We start from the raw sequence: 16,621 nt of genomic DNA, 5'->3' as shown, positions 1-16,621 counted from the left end.
TTTTTGTTAGTTGTCCTTATTGTAGATGGAATCTTCCATCAGGTCAAGGCAAAAGCCCTCAAATCTTGTTATGATTTTTTTTCCGAACGCCCCTAATCGCCACAAATAAACAAAAAACTAGCAGACCGATTCTAGGAGAGCGGTCTGCTAGTTGGAAGCGGATCAATTATGCGAGTTCAGCTCGGGCTGCAACGAGGGCTTGACGAAGGGCATTAGCTGCTTCATCAACTTCAGCGTTGCTGGCCTTCAAGCTGAGGCGAGTTCCTACAGCCTTGGTGATCACTTTATTTAAATTATTGTAGGCATTGAAAGAAACCTTGCCGAGCAATTCGCTATCGCGGATGCTCCGAACTTCACGGATCAAGTCACGAAGTTCATGTTTTCTTTCTTTAGAAGCACGGGCATTTAAGGTAGCTTGTGCAATTTCACGAGCCTCATTTACTTGCGTCTTAATTTCACCCATAACGGCTTGAACATCGACTGTTTTAGCATGAAGGTCTAATTGTAGGCCAACAGCCTTAGTTAATGTTGCATTGAGTGCCGTGTAAACTTCAGTTGGGACATTAGCTAAGAATGACCCATCGCGTTCCAAGCGGGTGTTCCAAATAAGGTCTTTCAATTCGCGTTTAAGGGCATTTGGAGCGATTTGTTGGTCAGCTGGGATGCTTTCTAAGTAAGAAACGGCTTCCCCATAAGCTGCCTCAAGTTCAGCAACCGCGTCGTCAATTTGATAAACGCGCGTTTCTGAGTATAATTGAACTCCAACAGCTCGTGTAATGGCCTTGTTTAGCTTGTGGTAAACTTCAAATGGTACTTTAGAAAGAATGTATTCGTCACGTTTGAAGCGGGTGTCCCAGATAGCCTTGTCCAATTTTTCCTTGATATAAGTCGTAGCAATATCTTTAGGGGTGATATTCCGGTAAGCATTGCCGAAGACTTCTAAGGCTTCTAATTCATTTAAACGCTTAGTCAAACGTTCTGCGGTTGAGAAAGGATCAACAACAGACATAAAGGCATGGGTAATTTCTAAACCAGCTTTTGAGTGAACGATTTGTGGCTTCATCCGCCATTCTGTCGTAGCTGTTTTAATTAATTCGGCACCCTTGCGCAAGACGCGAGCGCGTAAACGGAAGGTGTTTGGGTTATAGAAGCTGCCTGGGTGGTAGCTAACAACCATACCGTCTGCAACGCTACGGCCGATATCCATAGCCATTTGCCCTAACTTATCTAAAACATAGTTCACAGGTGTCCCATTGAAAGTCACTTCAGAAGGAATTAATTCAGCAATGGCACCGACTACTTCTGTTGAAAGATAAACATCTTGACGAACAGCTTCGGCCTTAAGTTCAGCGATACGTTGGATTAATTCACCGATCTTAGTGAAGTTTAAGTTAACAGGTAGGATCGAATCCATGATCGCCCCGATACCAGCAGCAGGCCGTTCCCCTTTTTGTAAGTTTTCTAATAGGCTAAGGACACTATCTGTTGTCCCAGTTACCTTGCCCACTAATTTCTCAAAATCTTCAAAGCTAAAGGCAGGTTTGTCTTCACCAGCTGCATAGAAGGAGAAGCCAGAAGCCCGGCTAACACTTGGTTGGCCTTCCACAATATGGTGAACTTCACTTTCATCTGGACCTAATTCGCCGTAACGGATCACAAATTTAGAAAGTTCTTCTAGAAGTTCGTGATCTAATTTATTATCTACGAGAACTTCCCCTAAGGTCTTCAGAACGTCTTCACTAGCCGCACGGTCTTCGTCTTGAACTGACACAGCAATAGCAACAGATAGAACTTTATTGAAACCTTCAGGATTTTCCTTAGCGAAATTTTCTAATGCAGCAAAATTAATAGCCTCTTCTTCTGCAGGCGCTTCGTCAACGTCTACTGTTTCTTTTTCACTTTTTGCAGCTTCTTCACTGCCATCTTTACTTTCTGCTTTTGATTCCTTGTTTGTTTCTTTGTCAGCGTCTTTGCTGTCAGCTTTTTCACTAACTTTATTTTCTTCTACTGAATCTGTAGCTTCCTTGGCTGGAGCTTCAGGACGAGCTGCGTCTTCTTTTTCAACTGCTTCAGCAGGAGCTGCTGGAGCTTGGTCTGAAACAGGAGCTTCAGATACCTTTTCTTCTACAGGATTTTCAGGTACCATTTCAGCTAATTCTGCTTCCAGAGCTTTAAGCTCTTCTTCTGATAGAGCTGTTTCAGCTTTTGCTTCTGCTTCAATGCTTTGCTCTTTTTCAGGAACAACGGGGTTAACAGTTTCAGCAGGCTCAACTTCAACGCTTGATTCCACGTCCGCTTGTCCTGCGCCAGCTTGGTCAACTTCAGCTGCTAACACAGCCTCTTGTGAAGCAAAGAGTAAACCGATACCGAATGCCAAAGATGCGGCACCCAAACTTACCTTACGACTTAACATAGTATGTGAATGAGCTTTAGATTTATTCATCTTCATCTTCCTCCTAAATTCACGATAAACTAAGTGACAACACCAGCAATCACCCTAAGCGCTTACAAGGATGATATAAAACAAAAAAAGAAACAATTTATGTATCATTTCTTATCTATAGTCTATGCCCTTAAAATGCTTTTGTCACCCTTTTGGCAAAAATTATTTTAAAAATTATTAAAGAAAGCTTTAATATCAAGCTTTCATAATCTTATAGGAAGACACTATTGTATTTTTTGTACATGGTCAGGAACTAAATATCGAACAATTAATGTATTATTTTTATAAAAAAAGCCGGTGCACAACTTGTGTGCACCGCACTCTTCTTCATTTGTCATTTACTTTTCATCTTTTTGGTTGATTTTGTAGTCGAGACGTTCCAATTGCTTGCGGGCAAAATCGCGTCCCCCTAAACCGAAGGCCAGTGCAAAGGCAACCGAGGCCCCGCCCACAATTAACATGAAGCCAATATTAACAATAGAAGCGGCGAATTGTAATTGATCTAAGGCCATAAAGATAGCTAAGATGACCAAAGCGTATTGAACAGTATTAGCTAAAAATTTAGACCCTGTCGATTCTCTAAGAAAATTAGCCAACAAGTTCCCACCAATGACGCCCAGACAAAGGATAGCAATAGCAGACAGAACTAAAGGCAAGTAGGCAATCACCGCTTGGCCGATCTGTGAGAGAACATCAAGCTGTAAGACATTTAGGGCTTGAACTAAGAAGAAAATACCAATAACAGCCTTTACTGCATGCCCTAAAATAGCACTAAGCTGAAGGGAATGGGCATCTTCCTTAACATTAAGATACTTGGTGAAACGGTCAATATTAGCCGCACTCAGTAAGTTTTCCACTAAGTCTCCGATCAACTTGGCAAGTAGAGCACCTACACTCACAAGGACCAGGGCAACTAAGATATTCGGAATAGCAGCCAACATGGTATTGAGTAGGTTAACGATTGGTTTCGCAATCGATTCAATCCCTAAAACCTCTAGCGCAGCCGTCAATAAGGGGATAAAGAGTAAGACATAAACCAGCATAGCTAGACCCTTAGCCACTTGTTGGCCCTTGCTGCGGGTCTGCCCTTCTTCAGGATCAGTCTGCAGAAGCCCTGCCAACTTACCGTCAATATTGACCCGCTCTAAGAGATTTTGTACAATATCGCGGACAAAACCGCAGAAGTAGAAAGCTAATACTAAGATCAGAATCGAACCAATGATATTAGGGATGAAGGCAAAGAACTTATCAAACATATTAGTGATTGGTTCCATGACCCCTCCAATATTCAAGCCTTGTAAGATGGCAGGCAGGAAAAAGACAAAAACTAAAAAGTAAGCGACCTTGGCAATCGTCTGGAGCAAGCCCCTAGCATCCCCTTCATCCTGGGCTACTCCCCAGCTTAAGAAGCGTTGGTCAGCGTGGATAGCTTCCAGCCCCTTGAAGGTTAACTTACGAACAATCACAGCGATAATCCAAGCGACCAGTAAGAGTAAAACCGTTCCTAAAATATTAGGAATCGCCGAGAGAATCGGCTCTAAAAAAGCATTTATAGCATCCATTTCTTATTCCTCCTATTCTTATGATAGTTTTAGTATAACAATTATTAAGAAAGTTTTAAAACGAAAGCGCTTCTTTTTTATATCTATTATTTATCCAATCTATATAGGCAGAGAAAAAAGATCAGCTAATAGGGTATAGCACCCTCTAGCTGATCTTTGGTGAATAATGATTTTTTAAACTGATCAACTCGTTAATGGTTCTAAATTCTTATTCCCATTCGATGGTCGATGGTGGCTTACTGGTGATATCATAGACGACGCGGTTGATCCCGGAGACTTCATTGACAATCCGACGGCTGATGGTATCTAAGAGTTTATGCGGTAAACGGGACCATTCGGCTGTCATCCCATCAATAGATGTGATAGCCCGGATACCAATCGTATATTCATAGGTTCGCTGGTCGCCCATGACGCCAACGGATTTGAAGCCTGGCAATACCGTAAAGTATTGCCAAACATCGCGTTCCAAACCATTCTTAGCAATTTCTTCACGTAAAATAGCATCGGATTCACGCACAATATGTAATTTTTCTTCCGTAACTTCTCCAATTACACGGATGGCTAGACCAGGACCTGGGAAGGGTTGGCGCCAAACAATTGGATCTGGCATACCTAAGGCTGTCCCTAAAGCACGGACTTCATCCTTGAAGAGGGTATTCAGCGGCTCAATTAATTCAAAGCTCATATCTTCTGGCAAGCCACCAACATTGTGGTGGGATTTAATTGTTTGAGCGGTTTCTGTCCCTGATTCAATGACATCGGTATAGAGGGTCCCTTGGGCAAGGAAGTCTACCCCATTGAGCTTGGTCGCTTCGTCGTTAAAAACTTCAATAAATTCATTACCGATAATCTTACGTTTTCTTTCAGGGTCTTCAACTCCAGCTAATTTGCCAAGGAAGCGGTCTGCAGCATCCGCTTTAATGATGTTTAAGCCAAATTTGCCACCTAAAGTTTCCATCACTTGGTCAGCTTCACCCTTACGCAGGAGCCCATGGTCCACAAAGATGCAGACAAGCTGGTCGCCAATAGCCCGTTGGAGAAGCACACCCACTACGGATGAATCAACACCGCCAGAAAGTCCCAAGAGCACCTTGCGATCGCCCACAAGTTCTTGAATTTCTGCTGTCTTGATCTGAATAAAGTCTTCCATAGACCAATCCCCTGAAGCACCGCAGATATTGAAGACAAAGTTACGTAACATTTGGTTACCATTTACAGAAGCGCGAACCTCTGGGTGGAATTGGAAACCGTAAATCTCTTCCGCTTCATTCTCAAAAGCAGCGGCTGGGCTATGGGGAGCAACCCCAGTAATTTCAAAGCCTTCAGGAATTTCAGCAATCCGGTCTCCATGGCTCATCAATACTTGCTCTTCCTCTTCTAAACCAGCAAAGATTTTAGAATCTGTTTTCTTGATGGTCATTTCTTGTTGGCCGTATTCCCGCTTATCGGAAGCTTCAACTCGGCCACCCAGTTTTTGGGTAATCAATTGCATCCCGTAACAAATACCGAGGATAGGAATACCTAAGTCAAAGATGCCAGCATCGACATCAAAGGCTCCATCAGCATAAACAGAATTAGGTCCTCCAGATAAGATAATCCCTTTGACATTACTTTCTGCTTGGATCTCTTCTGCCGACAAGCGATGGGATAGTAGTTCTGAATACACACCAAACTCACGGATGCGACGGGTAATTAACTGATTGTACTGACTGCCGTAGTCGAGCACAATAATTTTTTCTACAGCTTTCATACTTTCATTTACTGCCACTTTTCCACTCTCCTTTATTTCCTGGACAGCTCAATACATAAGCGTCTCATTATAATGTAGTGTATACGTTTAGCCACGAAGATGCAATAAATCTTTTTTAATATTTTGATGAATTCAATTGAGATTCACCATTCCCCTTCGTGTTTTGCTTACAAATATTGTACAATAGATAGGAATGGAAATGGAAGTGAGACAAATTGAAAAGAGGAATAGGTAAAGCCCACGGTAAAATTATTCTAAGCGGTGAGCACAGTGTGGTCTATGGCTATCGTGCCCTCGCCCTACCGATTGAAGCCGTCACCATCCAAGTTAGCCTAGAAGAATCTTCTGAGCCGACTTTTCTTATGAGTGAACTCTACCAGGGGCCCCTAACAGCGGCACCTAGTCATTTAGATAACCTCCGTCAACTCTGGAAAAGTCTACAGGAAGACCACAGCGACCGAGCTAATTTTTTGATCCGCATCGACAGTAATATTCCCGCCGAACGCGGTATGGGAAGTTCCGCAGCTGTTGCAGTAGCCTTGATCCGAGCCTATTATGATTTTTACAATGAGGGCTTAGACCAGGAAAGTCTCTTGGCTTATGCTGACCTGGCAGAGACGATTAGCCATGGTAATCCCAGCGGTCTAGATGCTCGTTTAACTGTCTTAAACCGCCCCCTCTCCTACCAGAAAGGACAAAGTATGGAAGTTTTTTACTTCCAGACACCTTATTATTTGCTGGTAGCTGATACCGGGATTCCGGGAAATACTAAGGAAGCGGTGGCAGGCATTCGCCAAGCTCTGGACAGCGAGCATCCATCCCGCCACTTAGCCGCCAAAGCAGCTCTAGAAGAACTCGGCCAAGCAAGCGAGGATCTCTACCAGCACTTAAGCGGAAAAGCTCCCACTAGCTTAAAAGCTATTGCGCAAAGTATGCAGGCTTCCCAAATCAACCTCCAAACCCTCCAAGTTTCCAGTCCCGAACTAGATATGGGCATTCGCTCTTGCCTCGACCATGGGGCTGCTGCCGCTAAGCTCACGGGAGGAGGCAAGGGAGGCTGCTTTATTGCCCTCATGCCAACACAAAAAGAAGCAGAAGACCTAGGCCAAAGCCTAGTTGCTAAAGAAATGATTGTTGACTACTGGCTTATCCCACTAGCCAGTCCGGAACCGAGCTAAGGAGGATATTATGACGACTTACCAAGGCATGGCGCGTGCCCATACAAATATTGCACTGATTAAATATTGGGGAAAAGCGGATAGTGAACTCTTCATCCCCATGAATAGCTCCCTTTCCCTCACCCTAGATGCCTTATATACGGATACCAAAGTTTGCTTCTCAGAAGAGTTAAAACAAGATAGCTTCTGTCTGAATGGGGAAGAACAAGCTGAAGGGGCTGTCGCTAAAATTAGCCGCTTTTTAGACTTCTTCAGAGACCTAGCCCAACTTGACCTGCCTTGCCGGGTGGAGAGTGTCAACCATGTGCCAACAGGCGCAGGCCTAGCCAGTTCGGCTTCCGCCTTTGCAGCGCTAGCAGCCGCCTGTCGCCAGGCTTTGACCTTAGACCTGACCGACCAAGAACTATCAACTTATGCTAGACGAGGGTCAGGTTCAGCCACCCGCAGCATCTTCCCAGGCTTTGTCAAATGGGAAAAAGGAGACCGCCATGAAAACTCACGTGCCGTCCCGCTGGATCCAGCTGACTGGGGGGTAGCCATGGTTATCCTAGCCCTCAATACCCAGCACAAAAAAATCCCTTCTCGACAAGGCATGGCCCATACTATTGAGACCTCTGCCTTCTATCCCGCTTGGCCCAGTCTCGCCGAGAAACATCTCAAAGAAATAGAGGCTGCTATCCAGCGCCGCGACCTAAAAGCTATCGGACAGATTGCGGAAGCCAACGCTATGGCTATGCATGCGACCATGCTCGCTTCTGACCCGCCCTTTACTTACTTTGAACCGGCTAGTTTGGAGGCCATGGACCAGGTCAGAAGCCTACGTAACCAAGGCTATACAGCCTACTTTACCATGGACGCAGGCCCTAATATCAAAGTCCTCTGCCCGACTTCTGAAAGTCAAGATATTGCCCAGGCTATGGAAGAAGCCTTCCCAGAGGCCCAAGTGATCACAAGCCAGGTAGGCCCTGGTATCCAAGCCCTTGACCACTGGCCCTATTAAAAACATTTTTATTAGAAAGGATTTGTTTATGAACACTTGTCATGTTAAAGTTCCTGGAAAATTATTCTGGGCAGGAGAATATGCCGTGACCAAAAGCCAGCAGAAGGCCCTTGTTGCAGCTGTCGATGCCTTTCTCAAGTTAGAAATTGAAGCAAGTGACCAGAATGAAGTCTTCAGCGACCTAGCTGCTGAAAGGCTCACTTGGTCCAGAACCAATGCTGGTAAAATTGTCAGCACCAGTCAAGGAGCCGATAAATTCGACCTCATCTGGGAGGGCATTCGCCTGGCTGAACAGTACTTGCAAGCTAAGTATCCTGATCTCGAACTTGGCAGCTACCGGCTCCGCATAAAAAGCCAGCTCCATGATCAAGAAGGCCACAAGTATGGCCTAGGCTCTAGCGGGGCTGTTCTGGTAGCCTGTCTCTGGGGGATCCTCCAAGCCTTCTCTGACATCCCAGAAAGTCCGTCAGCCGCTGACCGGCTCAAAGTCTTTAAACTAGCAGCCATTGCAGAGTCTCGCTTAAAGATGAAAGGCTCATTCGGCGACTTAGCTGCCGCAAGTTATGGGGGCCTCCTCCTCTATCAAAATTTTGACCGAACCTGGTTCCGCCGGTCCAAGAAAACAACTGGACAAGATGTTCTCAAATTATTAGATAGCGACTGGCCTGGCCTCACTATCCAAAGCTTAGCCTTCCCCGATGATTGGGCCTTCTATGCCTTCTGGGTGGGGCAGGAAGCCTCAACTGAAAAGCTCCTTAAGCGCCAGCAGACCCAGCTCAGCCAGGACTTTTTGGACCGGTCTCAAGAACTTGTCGAAGCCCTTGCCCAAGACTTAGAAAAGGGAGATTTCCCTAACTTTAACCGCCACTTAAGTGCTAACCAAGACCTGATTGAAGACCAATTACAGAGCCAGGGCTCCTTCTATGCCAGCCCGGCTTTAGAAGAGGTTGTCAACTCAGCCAGAGAAGCTGGCCTAGCTGCCAAGGTATCGGGTGCCGGCCAAGGCGACTGTGCCATCGCTATCGCCCCCAATCGCTTCAGTGGACAGGCCTTCCTTGAAAAGGCTCAGACAAGTGGCTTGAAACATTTAGCCTTAGATATCTATTCCATATAAAAAGATAGAGGTGATATTTACAATGACTAACCGGAAAGATGACCATGTCAGAGAAGCTGCTGCCAACTATAAAGAAGAAAAGATCAGCGATTTTGACCATGTACGTTTCGTCCACAACAGTATCGGTCAACTGTCAGAAGAAGACATTGACCTGTCCAGTCACTGGTTGGGTCAAGACTTCCCCCTCCCCTTCTACATCAATGCTATGACGGGGGGAAGCGAATGGGCCCGCGAAATTAATGGACGATTAGCTCAATTAGCCCAGGCTCTCAAACTCCCTATGGCTAGCGGATCTTTGTCAGCTGCCCTCAAGGATCCTCAACAAGAAGCTTCTTTTCGCATTATTCGTGAGATATATCCGGAGGGCTTCATCTTAGCCAATGTGGGAGCTGACCGGAATGGCCAGGACGCCAAAAAAGCCGTTGAAATTCTAGAAGCAGACGCCCTCCAAGTCCACCTAAACCTCCCTCAGGAAATTGTCATGCCCGAAGGCGATCGCGATTTTCGGAGGATCAGGGACCACTTGCTGGATATCAAAGACCAGGTAAAAGTCCCCATCGTCATTAAAGAAGTGGGATTTGGCATGAGCCGAGAGACCATTAATGAACTCTACCGATTAGGCTTCTCGACCATCGATATTAGTGGGCGAGGTGGGACTAACTTTGCCCAAATCGAAAACCAGAGACGACCTGACCAAGACTTTGCCGAACTTTTTGACTGGGGACAAAGCACCGTGGTCAGTCTCTTAGAAGCCAGCCAGGCACCCTCTGACCTCACCCTGCTAGCTTCGGGAGGGGTACGTCAGCCCCTCGATATGGTTAAGGCACTGAGCCTAGGCGCCCAAGCAGTCGGTATGAGCGGCTACTTCCTCCAGCTCGTTCTCAACCATGATCTAGCAGACAGCCTGCAATATGTCCAAGAATTCACTGACAAGCTGAAGCTGATCTACCTCCTGCTTAACTGCCGCAACAGCCAAGATCTCAAACATTTAGACCTAGTCCTCAGCGCTGGGCCTTGGCACTGGGCCCAAGTCCGGGGTATTGACGTCCAGGCCTTAGCCCAACGCTCACAGCAGAGAGACCTCTAATTCATAGACAAGCAAAAATGCAGACCTTAGAGTCAAAGTCGACTCCAAGGTCTGCATTTTCTTAAAAAATAAAATAAAGTAAACTAATCGTAAGCACCCCGGCTAAAACCGTTTTGATTAAGTCTTTGGTCCTATATGCCACAATAATAGCAAGCAGCGAAGCGATGAGCTTGAGATTGACCAAGGGATTCAAGCTAAAGTCTTCCTCCCAGAAGAAAATATCACAAGTAATCATAGCTGTAAATAGTGTAATCGGTACATAGGGCATAGCCAAGCGAATAGACAAGGGTAAGTTAGCCTTACGGGTCAAAACACCCGGGATGACCCGCATCAAAACCGATAGGACTCCGATGATTAGAATAAGAAAAGTTAGCTTCATAAGGACAGGTCTCCTCTCTCTTCCAATAAATGCCGGTCTATGCGATAAGCCAGGTAGCTCGCTAAAAGCGTCACCAGGACAATCACTAGACTCGAAGGTGCCAAGAACCTTAAGACCAGACTCATCGCTAGACTGATGAGGGTTATTGAGAAAGTCTTGCGGCTCTTAATCTGAGGAAGCAAGAGGCCAATAAACATGGCAATGAGCACATAGTTTACGATAACCGTTGGGAAGGCAAAGAACTGACCCAAGATAGCCCCCGCAACCGTCCCACACAGCCAGGTGAGATAGGTGGTCAGGGCAAGATAGAAGGCCTGGTCGAAGGTCCACTCTCCTTGCCCCTGGTCAGCTTCTTGGAAGTTCACAACGTTGAGGGCATAGGATTCGTCAGCTGTAAATTGACTAAGCCAGGCTAACTTCCAAGTCTTTTCTTGAGGTAAATAGGAAGCTAGGGAAGAGGTCAGAAGCATCTGGCGGGAGTTAAGCAGTAAGACTAAGCCGATAATCACCCAAGTTGAGGCCCCAGCTAGGACCAAAGAAGCTAGCATAAATTGTGCTGACCCACCAAAGATTAAAAGAGAGCTAAGAGCAACCTGCCAGTAAGACAAACCTGCACTGGCTAAGAGGACCCCACAAGCGATGGACAAAGGAATATAGGCAATGATAACTGGCCAAGCCTGTTGGACAGCCTGCTTGAAGTAATGGTTCATACAATCCCTCCTCCTCTAACTTTGTTGGACTTCACGGTCATAGTCCATAAATTTACGGATAAAGGTATAGGGATCCACAAGGCCGATGCGCTTGGCAAAGACAGAAAGAGAGCTTTCCCTCAAGGCTGCTTGGTCGACTAAATCCTCGTTAGAGGTCACATAAACAGGATCTGTATCTGCAATGATTTCCCCTTCTGACATCACGAGACAGCGTCGGGTATAGGCTAAGAGCACTTCCACATCATGGGTGTTCATAATCACAGCAATTCCCTTTTCTTGATTGATCCGGTAAAGGCTACCCATAAAGTCAACCATATGCTTGTAGTCTTGGCCCTCCGTCGGCTCATCAATAATAATGAGCTCGGGGTCCTTCAAGAGCACACAAGCCAGAACCAAGTGTTTGAGCTGGCCATAGCTTAAAAATTTCAAGGGATAATTCTTAAGATGGTCAAAGCCAATTGCAGAAAGAAGCTGGTTGAAGAGGGCTTCCTTATCTAGTGAGAGCTGGCAGCCAGCTTCTTGATAGTTGGCATAGAACTTCTCCAATTGCTCCCATGGGGTCGCCCCAACAATCAAAGGCCTAAAATTCTGAGGCAGATAGGCAATCTTATTTTTAACCTCTTGCCGGTTAGCGGCGGTTACTTCCTGCCCATGCCAGAAGACCTGTCCTTGGTCTGCTTCTAAGCACTGACTGAGAATCCGACTGAGAGTTGTTTTCCCCGCTCCATTGGCGCCAACTACACTAAGCATTTCCCCCTGACAAAGCTTCAAATCAAGGTTTTTAAGGGCATGGTTTTTATGATTGTAGTGGTAGGAAACATCTTCCAAGCGGATAAGTTCTTCCGTCGATTCTTGATAACGAAAACTAGGAATAGAGAGGGCCCAGTCTTCCATAACGTCTTTTAATTTAGGGCCAGATATATGGTTGACATGGGCGATATGATGGACTTGGTCGAGGGGATAGCCGGCATAGCGCATGGCTGTCACATAGAGGGGCTCCCGCACATCAAGATTGGCTAGGATCGCATGGTGGAGTAAGTCTGATAAAGAACCATCGAAGACCAGACGGCCGCCTAGTAAGACCAGGACGCGGTCAATATGCCGGTACATCATCTGTTCTAAACGACGTTCAACAACCACAATTGTCGACTGAGTTTTCATATGGAAGTCATCCAAGGCATCGACAAAGTGCCCCGCCGCTCTCGGTGCCAAATTTGCCAGGGGCTCATCAAAGATATAGACCTTCTTATGGTCCTTGATATGGTCCATCATCCGGTAGAGGTCTTGCTCGCCAGCAGACAAATCATTGAAGGAACGTTCTTGGGAATCCTTAGCCAGTAAAGACCAAATTTGCTTGGTAAAATCTCCTTCGTCTTGAGGGGCTAGGTCCACTAGCTCTTGGTCGGCTGAATCTTCTGAAATAAAGTCAGCGATATCCTTCCCTTTAAAGCTTTCCACGTTATGGTCACAGTAACTCACGCTGCCTTCGATCTTTCCAGGATTAGCCGCTGTCCCTAATTCTTGGTTCAAAGCCTTAAGAAAACTTGTCTTGCCTGACCCATTTGCCCCCAAAACAAGGACCTTTTCTCCCTTTTCAATGGTCAAGTTAATGTCTTTAAGGGCTGGAAACTGTGCCCCAGCATAAGTAAAAGAAAAATTATTAAATTTAATCCAGGCTTCCCCCATCCTTGCCAACTCCTTTCGCCAAATACTGCCAAGGCCTTATTCCTCTCCAGCAGTGATTTAAAATAAAAAACACAAATAAACTTCTCCATGTATTTTAACATAATTTTAACACAGAAGAAGTTTATCTGATTGATTCATGTTAAGTTTTATCTCTAGTCGCGGCCAATAATCCGCACTTCTGTCTCTAAGTCGACGCCATAGCGGTCCTTAATCACGTCTTGAACATGGGCAATGACGGCTAAATAGTCAGTCGCTGTGGCCTGGCCGATGTTCACGATAAAGCCCGCATGTTTTAATGAAACTTGGGCCCCACCAACCGTATAGCCTTGGAGGCCGGCCTCTTGAATCAGCTGGCCCGTGTAATGCCCCTCAGGCCGTTTGAAGACACTGCCACAAGAAGGCAGGTCCAGCGGCTGCTTGGATTCTCGTAAGTGGGTCAATTCAGCCATCCGCGACTCAATAGCGTCTGAATCAGCCGAATGGAGCTGCATATGCACCCTAACGACGACCCCGCCATTCTCCTGAAAACAGCTATGCCGGTAAGCAAAGTCAAGCTCTTGAAGAGTGAGCTGATGCAGACTGCCTCTTTGATCGACATAGTCCACACTGGATACAATATCAGCCATCTCGCCGCCATAAGCACCCGCATTCATAAAGACGGCGCCACCCAGACTCCCCGGAATCCCACAGGCAAATTCTAGCCCACCGAGGCTGTGGTCGGCAGCTAAGCGGCTGACATCAATCAAGCGAGCTCCCGCTTCAACAACCAAAGTCTGGTCTTGGACCTCAGCTGCCTTCATATCTGTTAAGATCATGACGATCCCTTCAATGCCACCATCCCGAACAATTAAATTGCTGGAATTGCCCAATACCATGATAGGGATCTGTTCGGTTTTAGCGTATGACACAAAATCTTGAACTTCCGCAATGGTCTGAGGAAAAACCAGGATATCCGCCGGCCCCCCTGTGCGTGTATAGGAATAAGAGCTCAAGGCTTCATCGAACTTAACCCTTGCTTGAGGAAAATGCTCAAGAAATTTTTCTTTCATCACTTAACGATCACCTTTCCCGCCTAATCGATACTTTCGTCCCTCCATCATACCACAAGTCCAAATAAATGAAAAGATAGCTTAAATATTTGGCCCATCCTAGTCTTAAGCCTTATAATTTGCTAAAATAGATGCATTGACCAGCTCTTAGCCAAAATACTATAAGAAAGGACAATGACTCATGACCAAAGAAAGACGTCAGGCCCTCTTGATGACTGCCCTCAGCCTCTTCTTTTCGGCTAAACAATTGATGGCAGACCCCCAGTCCTTGAGCCACTGGAGTCTCATTTTGAGCCTCCTCATCCCCATCGTGGGCATCATTTTCTCACTTAATGACCAGGCTGCTCGTTGGCGCTGGGGCCTCGCCCTCTCTAATCTCTTCTTATTTCTCTTCATGCTCGCTATCACCTTTAAAGCATGGTAAAAATAGCCAGGACCCAAGTCCCCTCCGACTTCAGAATGAAGTCCAAGTTGGACCCGGTCACTGGCTATTTTTTATTGGTCTTCGCTGTCATCCACCCGAAGTCCCATCATCAAGACATCCTGGTAACTTTCTTGACAGAACATTGCAGCAGGCGTCTTTCCAATCAATTCAAAATCAAAGTGTTCATAGAGCTTGATGGCACGAATGTTCTCCGCATTCACTTCCAAGCGCAGATAGCGTAAGGAAGGACTCTCCTCTGCCCACTCGATCATATCTTCCATCATCACCCGGCTGAGACCCATGCCCCAGAAACGACGGAGAAGGCAAATGCCAATCTCACCGACATGACCTGTCTTGGGATTGGTCGGTGCACCAATACTAGCGACCCCGATAATCTCCCCATTAAGGCTAGCCAGCAAGAGACGATTATTGGTCGTCTCTTGAATTTGTTTTAGATAACGTGTCTCCTGTTCTTGGTTAATCCCTAAACCTGCTTCATCGAAGGTCAAGTAAGGGCTCTCAGCTCCAACTTGGCGGTAAAAATCTAATAATTGCTTGGCATGCTTGGCTTGACCATCTTCAAAAACAATTTCGATTTCTTCTTTCTTCATAACTAGCAATACTCCTCTTCTATAATCCGGGCCAGTTGCTTACCCCGCGGTCCAAAGCCTTCAAAGTGGACTTGGCGGTCATCCTCCTGGCCCTTGCTAATGGTTAGCCACAAATAATTCGTCGATAAGTCCTCTTCAATAAATTGTGGCCACTCGATAACCGTCAGGCCGTCCCCTTCTAGATACTCTTCCAGGCCCATACCCTCAGCCCCTGTCTCTTCCAAGCGATAAGCATCCATATGGTAGAGTGGAAGCCGGCCAGACTGGTATTCACGGATAATAGTAAAAGTTGGGCTCTTAATATTCCCAGAAATTCCCAGCCCTTCTGCTAAGTAACGAGTGAAGGTGGTCTTTCCTGCTCCTAGGTCTCCAGCCAAGCAAATAATATCGCCCGCTTTGACATAGGAAGCTAAATAATGGGCAAAGGATTGCGTATCAGCCTCCCCCTGCCAATTCAAAGTCGCAGACATCCTATCCACTCCTTTCATTAATTGTCGATTAGTCTTATTTTATCACCAAAGCTAGAAGGGAGCAAAAAGTAAAGGGACTGGTCCTTTAATCCCAGTCCCTTTTGTAAATTCTTATCAGCTCGCTTAGTCATCCAACAAAGCTTGGTTAGCGGTAATGATTGAAATCTTATAAACATCTTCTTCATTACAACCGCGTGAGAGGTCAGAAATTGGTTTAGCCATCCCTTGTAAGATAGGCCCAATCGCTTCGAAGCCGCCGAGTCTTTGGGCAATCTTATAGCCAATGTTACCCGATTGGATTTCTGGGAAGACAAAGACTTTTGCTTGGCCTGCTACCTTAGAATCAGGTGCTTTTTGTTTGCCGACAGATTCAACGAAGGCCGCATCGAATTGTAATTCACCATCGATGTTGAAGCGTTCAGGAGCTTTTTCTTGGGCAATCGCCACTGCTTCAGCAACTTTCTCTTGTTGGGGAGCAGAAGCAGATCCCTTGGTAGAGAAGCTTAGCATAGCCACATTTGGTTCAATATCGAACAATTCAGCAGTCTTTGCAGATTCAATGGCAATTTCAGCCAGAGCATTCTTGTCAGGATCAATGTTAATAGCGCAGTCTGCGAAGACATAGCGTTCATCGTCACGAACCATGATGAAGGCACCTGAAGTGGAACGAACGCCTTCTTTAGTCTTAACGATTTGGAGGGCAGGACGAACGGTATCCCCTGTTGAGTGGACAGCCCCAGATACCAAGCCATCAACCTTGTCTTGGTAAACTAACATTGTCCCGAAGTAGTTTTCATCTTTAAGGATTTCACGAGCTTGTTCTTCTGTTGCTTTGCCACGACGGCGTTCCACGAAGGCATCTACCATTTCGTCAAAAGCATCGTAGTTATTGGGATCTACAATCTCAATTCCAGACAAATCGAAGCCAAATCCTTTTGCCTTAGCTTGTAAGTCATCAGGATTACCTAATAAGACAGGTTCAACTAAACCATCTTGCTTCAAGCGGACAACGGCTCCTTGGATGCGCTCTTCGGCACCTTCAGGGAAAACAATGCGCACTTTTTTGTCTTGAATTTTAGCTTTTAAGCTCTCAAACATATCCATTATTTTGACCTCCTAATTTATTATCATATGTCTACTTTTATCTTATCATACTTT

General features: G+C 45.9%; 15 protein-coding genes. 5 read left to right on the top strand and 10 right to left on the bottom strand.

The annotated features are described in order from the left end of the window. Window positions 1–166: 166 nt before the first annotated feature. From QP339_RS05895 to guaA, 3 genes are all read right to left on the bottom strand, one after another. Window positions 167–2,443 carry a CAMP factor family pore-forming toxin gene (locus tag QP339_RS05895; RefSeq protein WP_284910787.1) on the bottom strand — a complete coding sequence of 759 codons (2,277 nt, stop codon included), beginning with the start codon at window positions 2,441–2,443 and terminating at the stop codon, window positions 167–169. A 338-nt stretch (window positions 2,444–2,781) separates the two neighbouring features. Beyond that, window positions 2,782–4,005, bottom strand: a complete 1,224-nt coding sequence (locus QP339_RS05890) for a mechanosensitive ion channel (RefSeq protein ID WP_284910786.1) — start codon at window positions 4,003–4,005, stop codon at window positions 2,782–2,784. Between the two features lie 208 nt (window positions 4,006–4,213). Further along, window positions 4,214–5,755, bottom strand: coding sequence for a glutamine-hydrolyzing GMP synthase (guaA, locus tag QP339_RS05885; protein ID WP_284910884.1), 1,542 nt, complete (start codon window positions 5,753–5,755; stop codon window positions 4,214–4,216). Window positions 5,756–5,970: 215 nt separating this feature from the next. Here guaA and mvk point away from each other — a divergent pair, with 215 nt between their 5' ends. Genes mvk through fni form a run of 4 tightly spaced genes read left to right on the top strand, consistent with a single transcriptional unit; the run spans window position 5,971 to window position 10,134 of the window. Beyond that, window positions 5,971–6,933, top strand: coding sequence for a mevalonate kinase (gene mvk / locus QP339_RS05880; protein ID WP_284910785.1), 963 nt, complete (start codon window positions 5,971–5,973; stop codon window positions 6,931–6,933). A gap of 10 nt (window positions 6,934–6,943) precedes the next feature. Further along, window positions 6,944–7,933 carry a diphosphomevalonate decarboxylase gene (gene mvaD, locus QP339_RS05875; RefSeq protein WP_284910784.1) on the top strand — a complete coding sequence of 330 codons (990 nt, stop codon included), beginning with the start codon at window positions 6,944–6,946 and terminating at the stop codon, window positions 7,931–7,933. A 28-nt stretch (window positions 7,934–7,961) separates the two neighbouring features. Then, on the top strand, window positions 7,962–9,047 hold the full coding sequence (locus tag QP339_RS05870) for a phosphomevalonate kinase (protein ID WP_284910783.1): 1,086 nt from the start codon (window positions 7,962–7,964) through the stop codon (window positions 9,045–9,047). A gap of 22 nt (window positions 9,048–9,069) precedes the next feature. Then, window positions 9,070–10,134, top strand: a complete 1,065-nt coding sequence (gene fni, locus QP339_RS05865) for a type 2 isopentenyl-diphosphate Delta-isomerase (RefSeq protein ID WP_284910782.1) — start codon at window positions 9,070–9,072, stop codon at window positions 10,132–10,134. A gap of 61 nt (window positions 10,135–10,195) precedes the next feature. Here fni and QP339_RS05860 read toward each other — a convergent pair whose 3' ends face one another. From QP339_RS05860 to murB, 4 genes are all read right to left on the bottom strand, one after another. After that, on the bottom strand, window positions 10,196–10,513 hold the full coding sequence (locus QP339_RS05860) for an AzlD domain-containing protein (RefSeq protein ID WP_284910781.1): 318 nt from the start codon (window positions 10,511–10,513) through the stop codon (window positions 10,196–10,198). Continuing rightward, window positions 10,510–11,223 (bottom strand): AzlC family ABC transporter permease, encoded by a 714-nt coding sequence (locus QP339_RS05855; protein WP_070616855.1) that lies wholly within the window; start codon window positions 11,221–11,223, stop codon window positions 10,510–10,512. Before QP339_RS05855 ends, QP339_RS05860 begins: the two co-directional genes overlap by 4 nt. Before the next feature lie 15 nt (window positions 11,224–11,238). After that, window positions 11,239–12,909, bottom strand: coding sequence for an ABC transporter ATP-binding protein (locus QP339_RS05850; RefSeq protein WP_284910780.1), 1,671 nt, complete (start codon window positions 12,907–12,909; stop codon window positions 11,239–11,241). A gap of 152 nt (window positions 12,910–13,061) precedes the next feature. After that, window positions 13,062–13,961, bottom strand: a complete 900-nt coding sequence (gene murB, locus QP339_RS05845) for a UDP-N-acetylmuramate dehydrogenase (RefSeq protein ID WP_284910779.1) — start codon at window positions 13,959–13,961, stop codon at window positions 13,062–13,064. A gap of 178 nt (window positions 13,962–14,139) precedes the next feature. On the opposite strand from murB, the gene QP339_RS05840 reads away from it, so the two are divergent. Next, complete coding sequence (locus tag QP339_RS05840; RefSeq protein ID WP_284910778.1) at window positions 14,140–14,382, top strand: hypothetical protein; 243 nt, start codon at window positions 14,140–14,142, stop codon at window positions 14,380–14,382. A 71-nt stretch (window positions 14,383–14,453) separates the two neighbouring features. On the opposite strand, the gene QP339_RS05835 is transcribed toward QP339_RS05840, so the two are convergent. The 3 genes from QP339_RS05835 to pta form a co-directional block, all read right to left on the bottom strand. Next, complete coding sequence (locus QP339_RS05835; RefSeq protein ID WP_284910776.1) at window positions 14,454–14,993, bottom strand: GNAT family N-acetyltransferase; 540 nt, start codon at window positions 14,991–14,993, stop codon at window positions 14,454–14,456. A gap of 2 nt (window positions 14,994–14,995) precedes the next feature. Beyond that, window positions 14,996–15,463 carry a tRNA (adenosine(37)-N6)-threonylcarbamoyltransferase complex ATPase subunit type 1 TsaE gene (tsaE, locus tag QP339_RS05830; protein ID WP_070616846.1) on the bottom strand — a complete coding sequence of 156 codons (468 nt, stop codon included), beginning with the start codon at window positions 15,461–15,463 and terminating at the stop codon, window positions 14,996–14,998. Between the two features lie 123 nt (window positions 15,464–15,586). Then, the gene (gene pta / locus QP339_RS05825; RefSeq protein WP_284910775.1) at window positions 15,587–16,567 is read right to left on the bottom strand and encodes a phosphate acetyltransferase; all 981 of its coding nucleotides are present in this window, start codon (window positions 16,565–16,567) and stop codon (window positions 15,587–15,589) included. Window positions 16,568–16,621: the final 54 nt, after the last annotated feature.

The organism is Aerococcus sp. UMB7834 (assembly GCF_030215145.1).
In the GTDB taxonomy this organism is placed as follows: Bacteria; Bacillota; Bacilli; order Lactobacillales; family Aerococcaceae; genus Aerococcus.
Note: the sequence above shows the minus strand (reverse complement) of the source record. Positions and strands in the feature narration are given on the sequence as shown.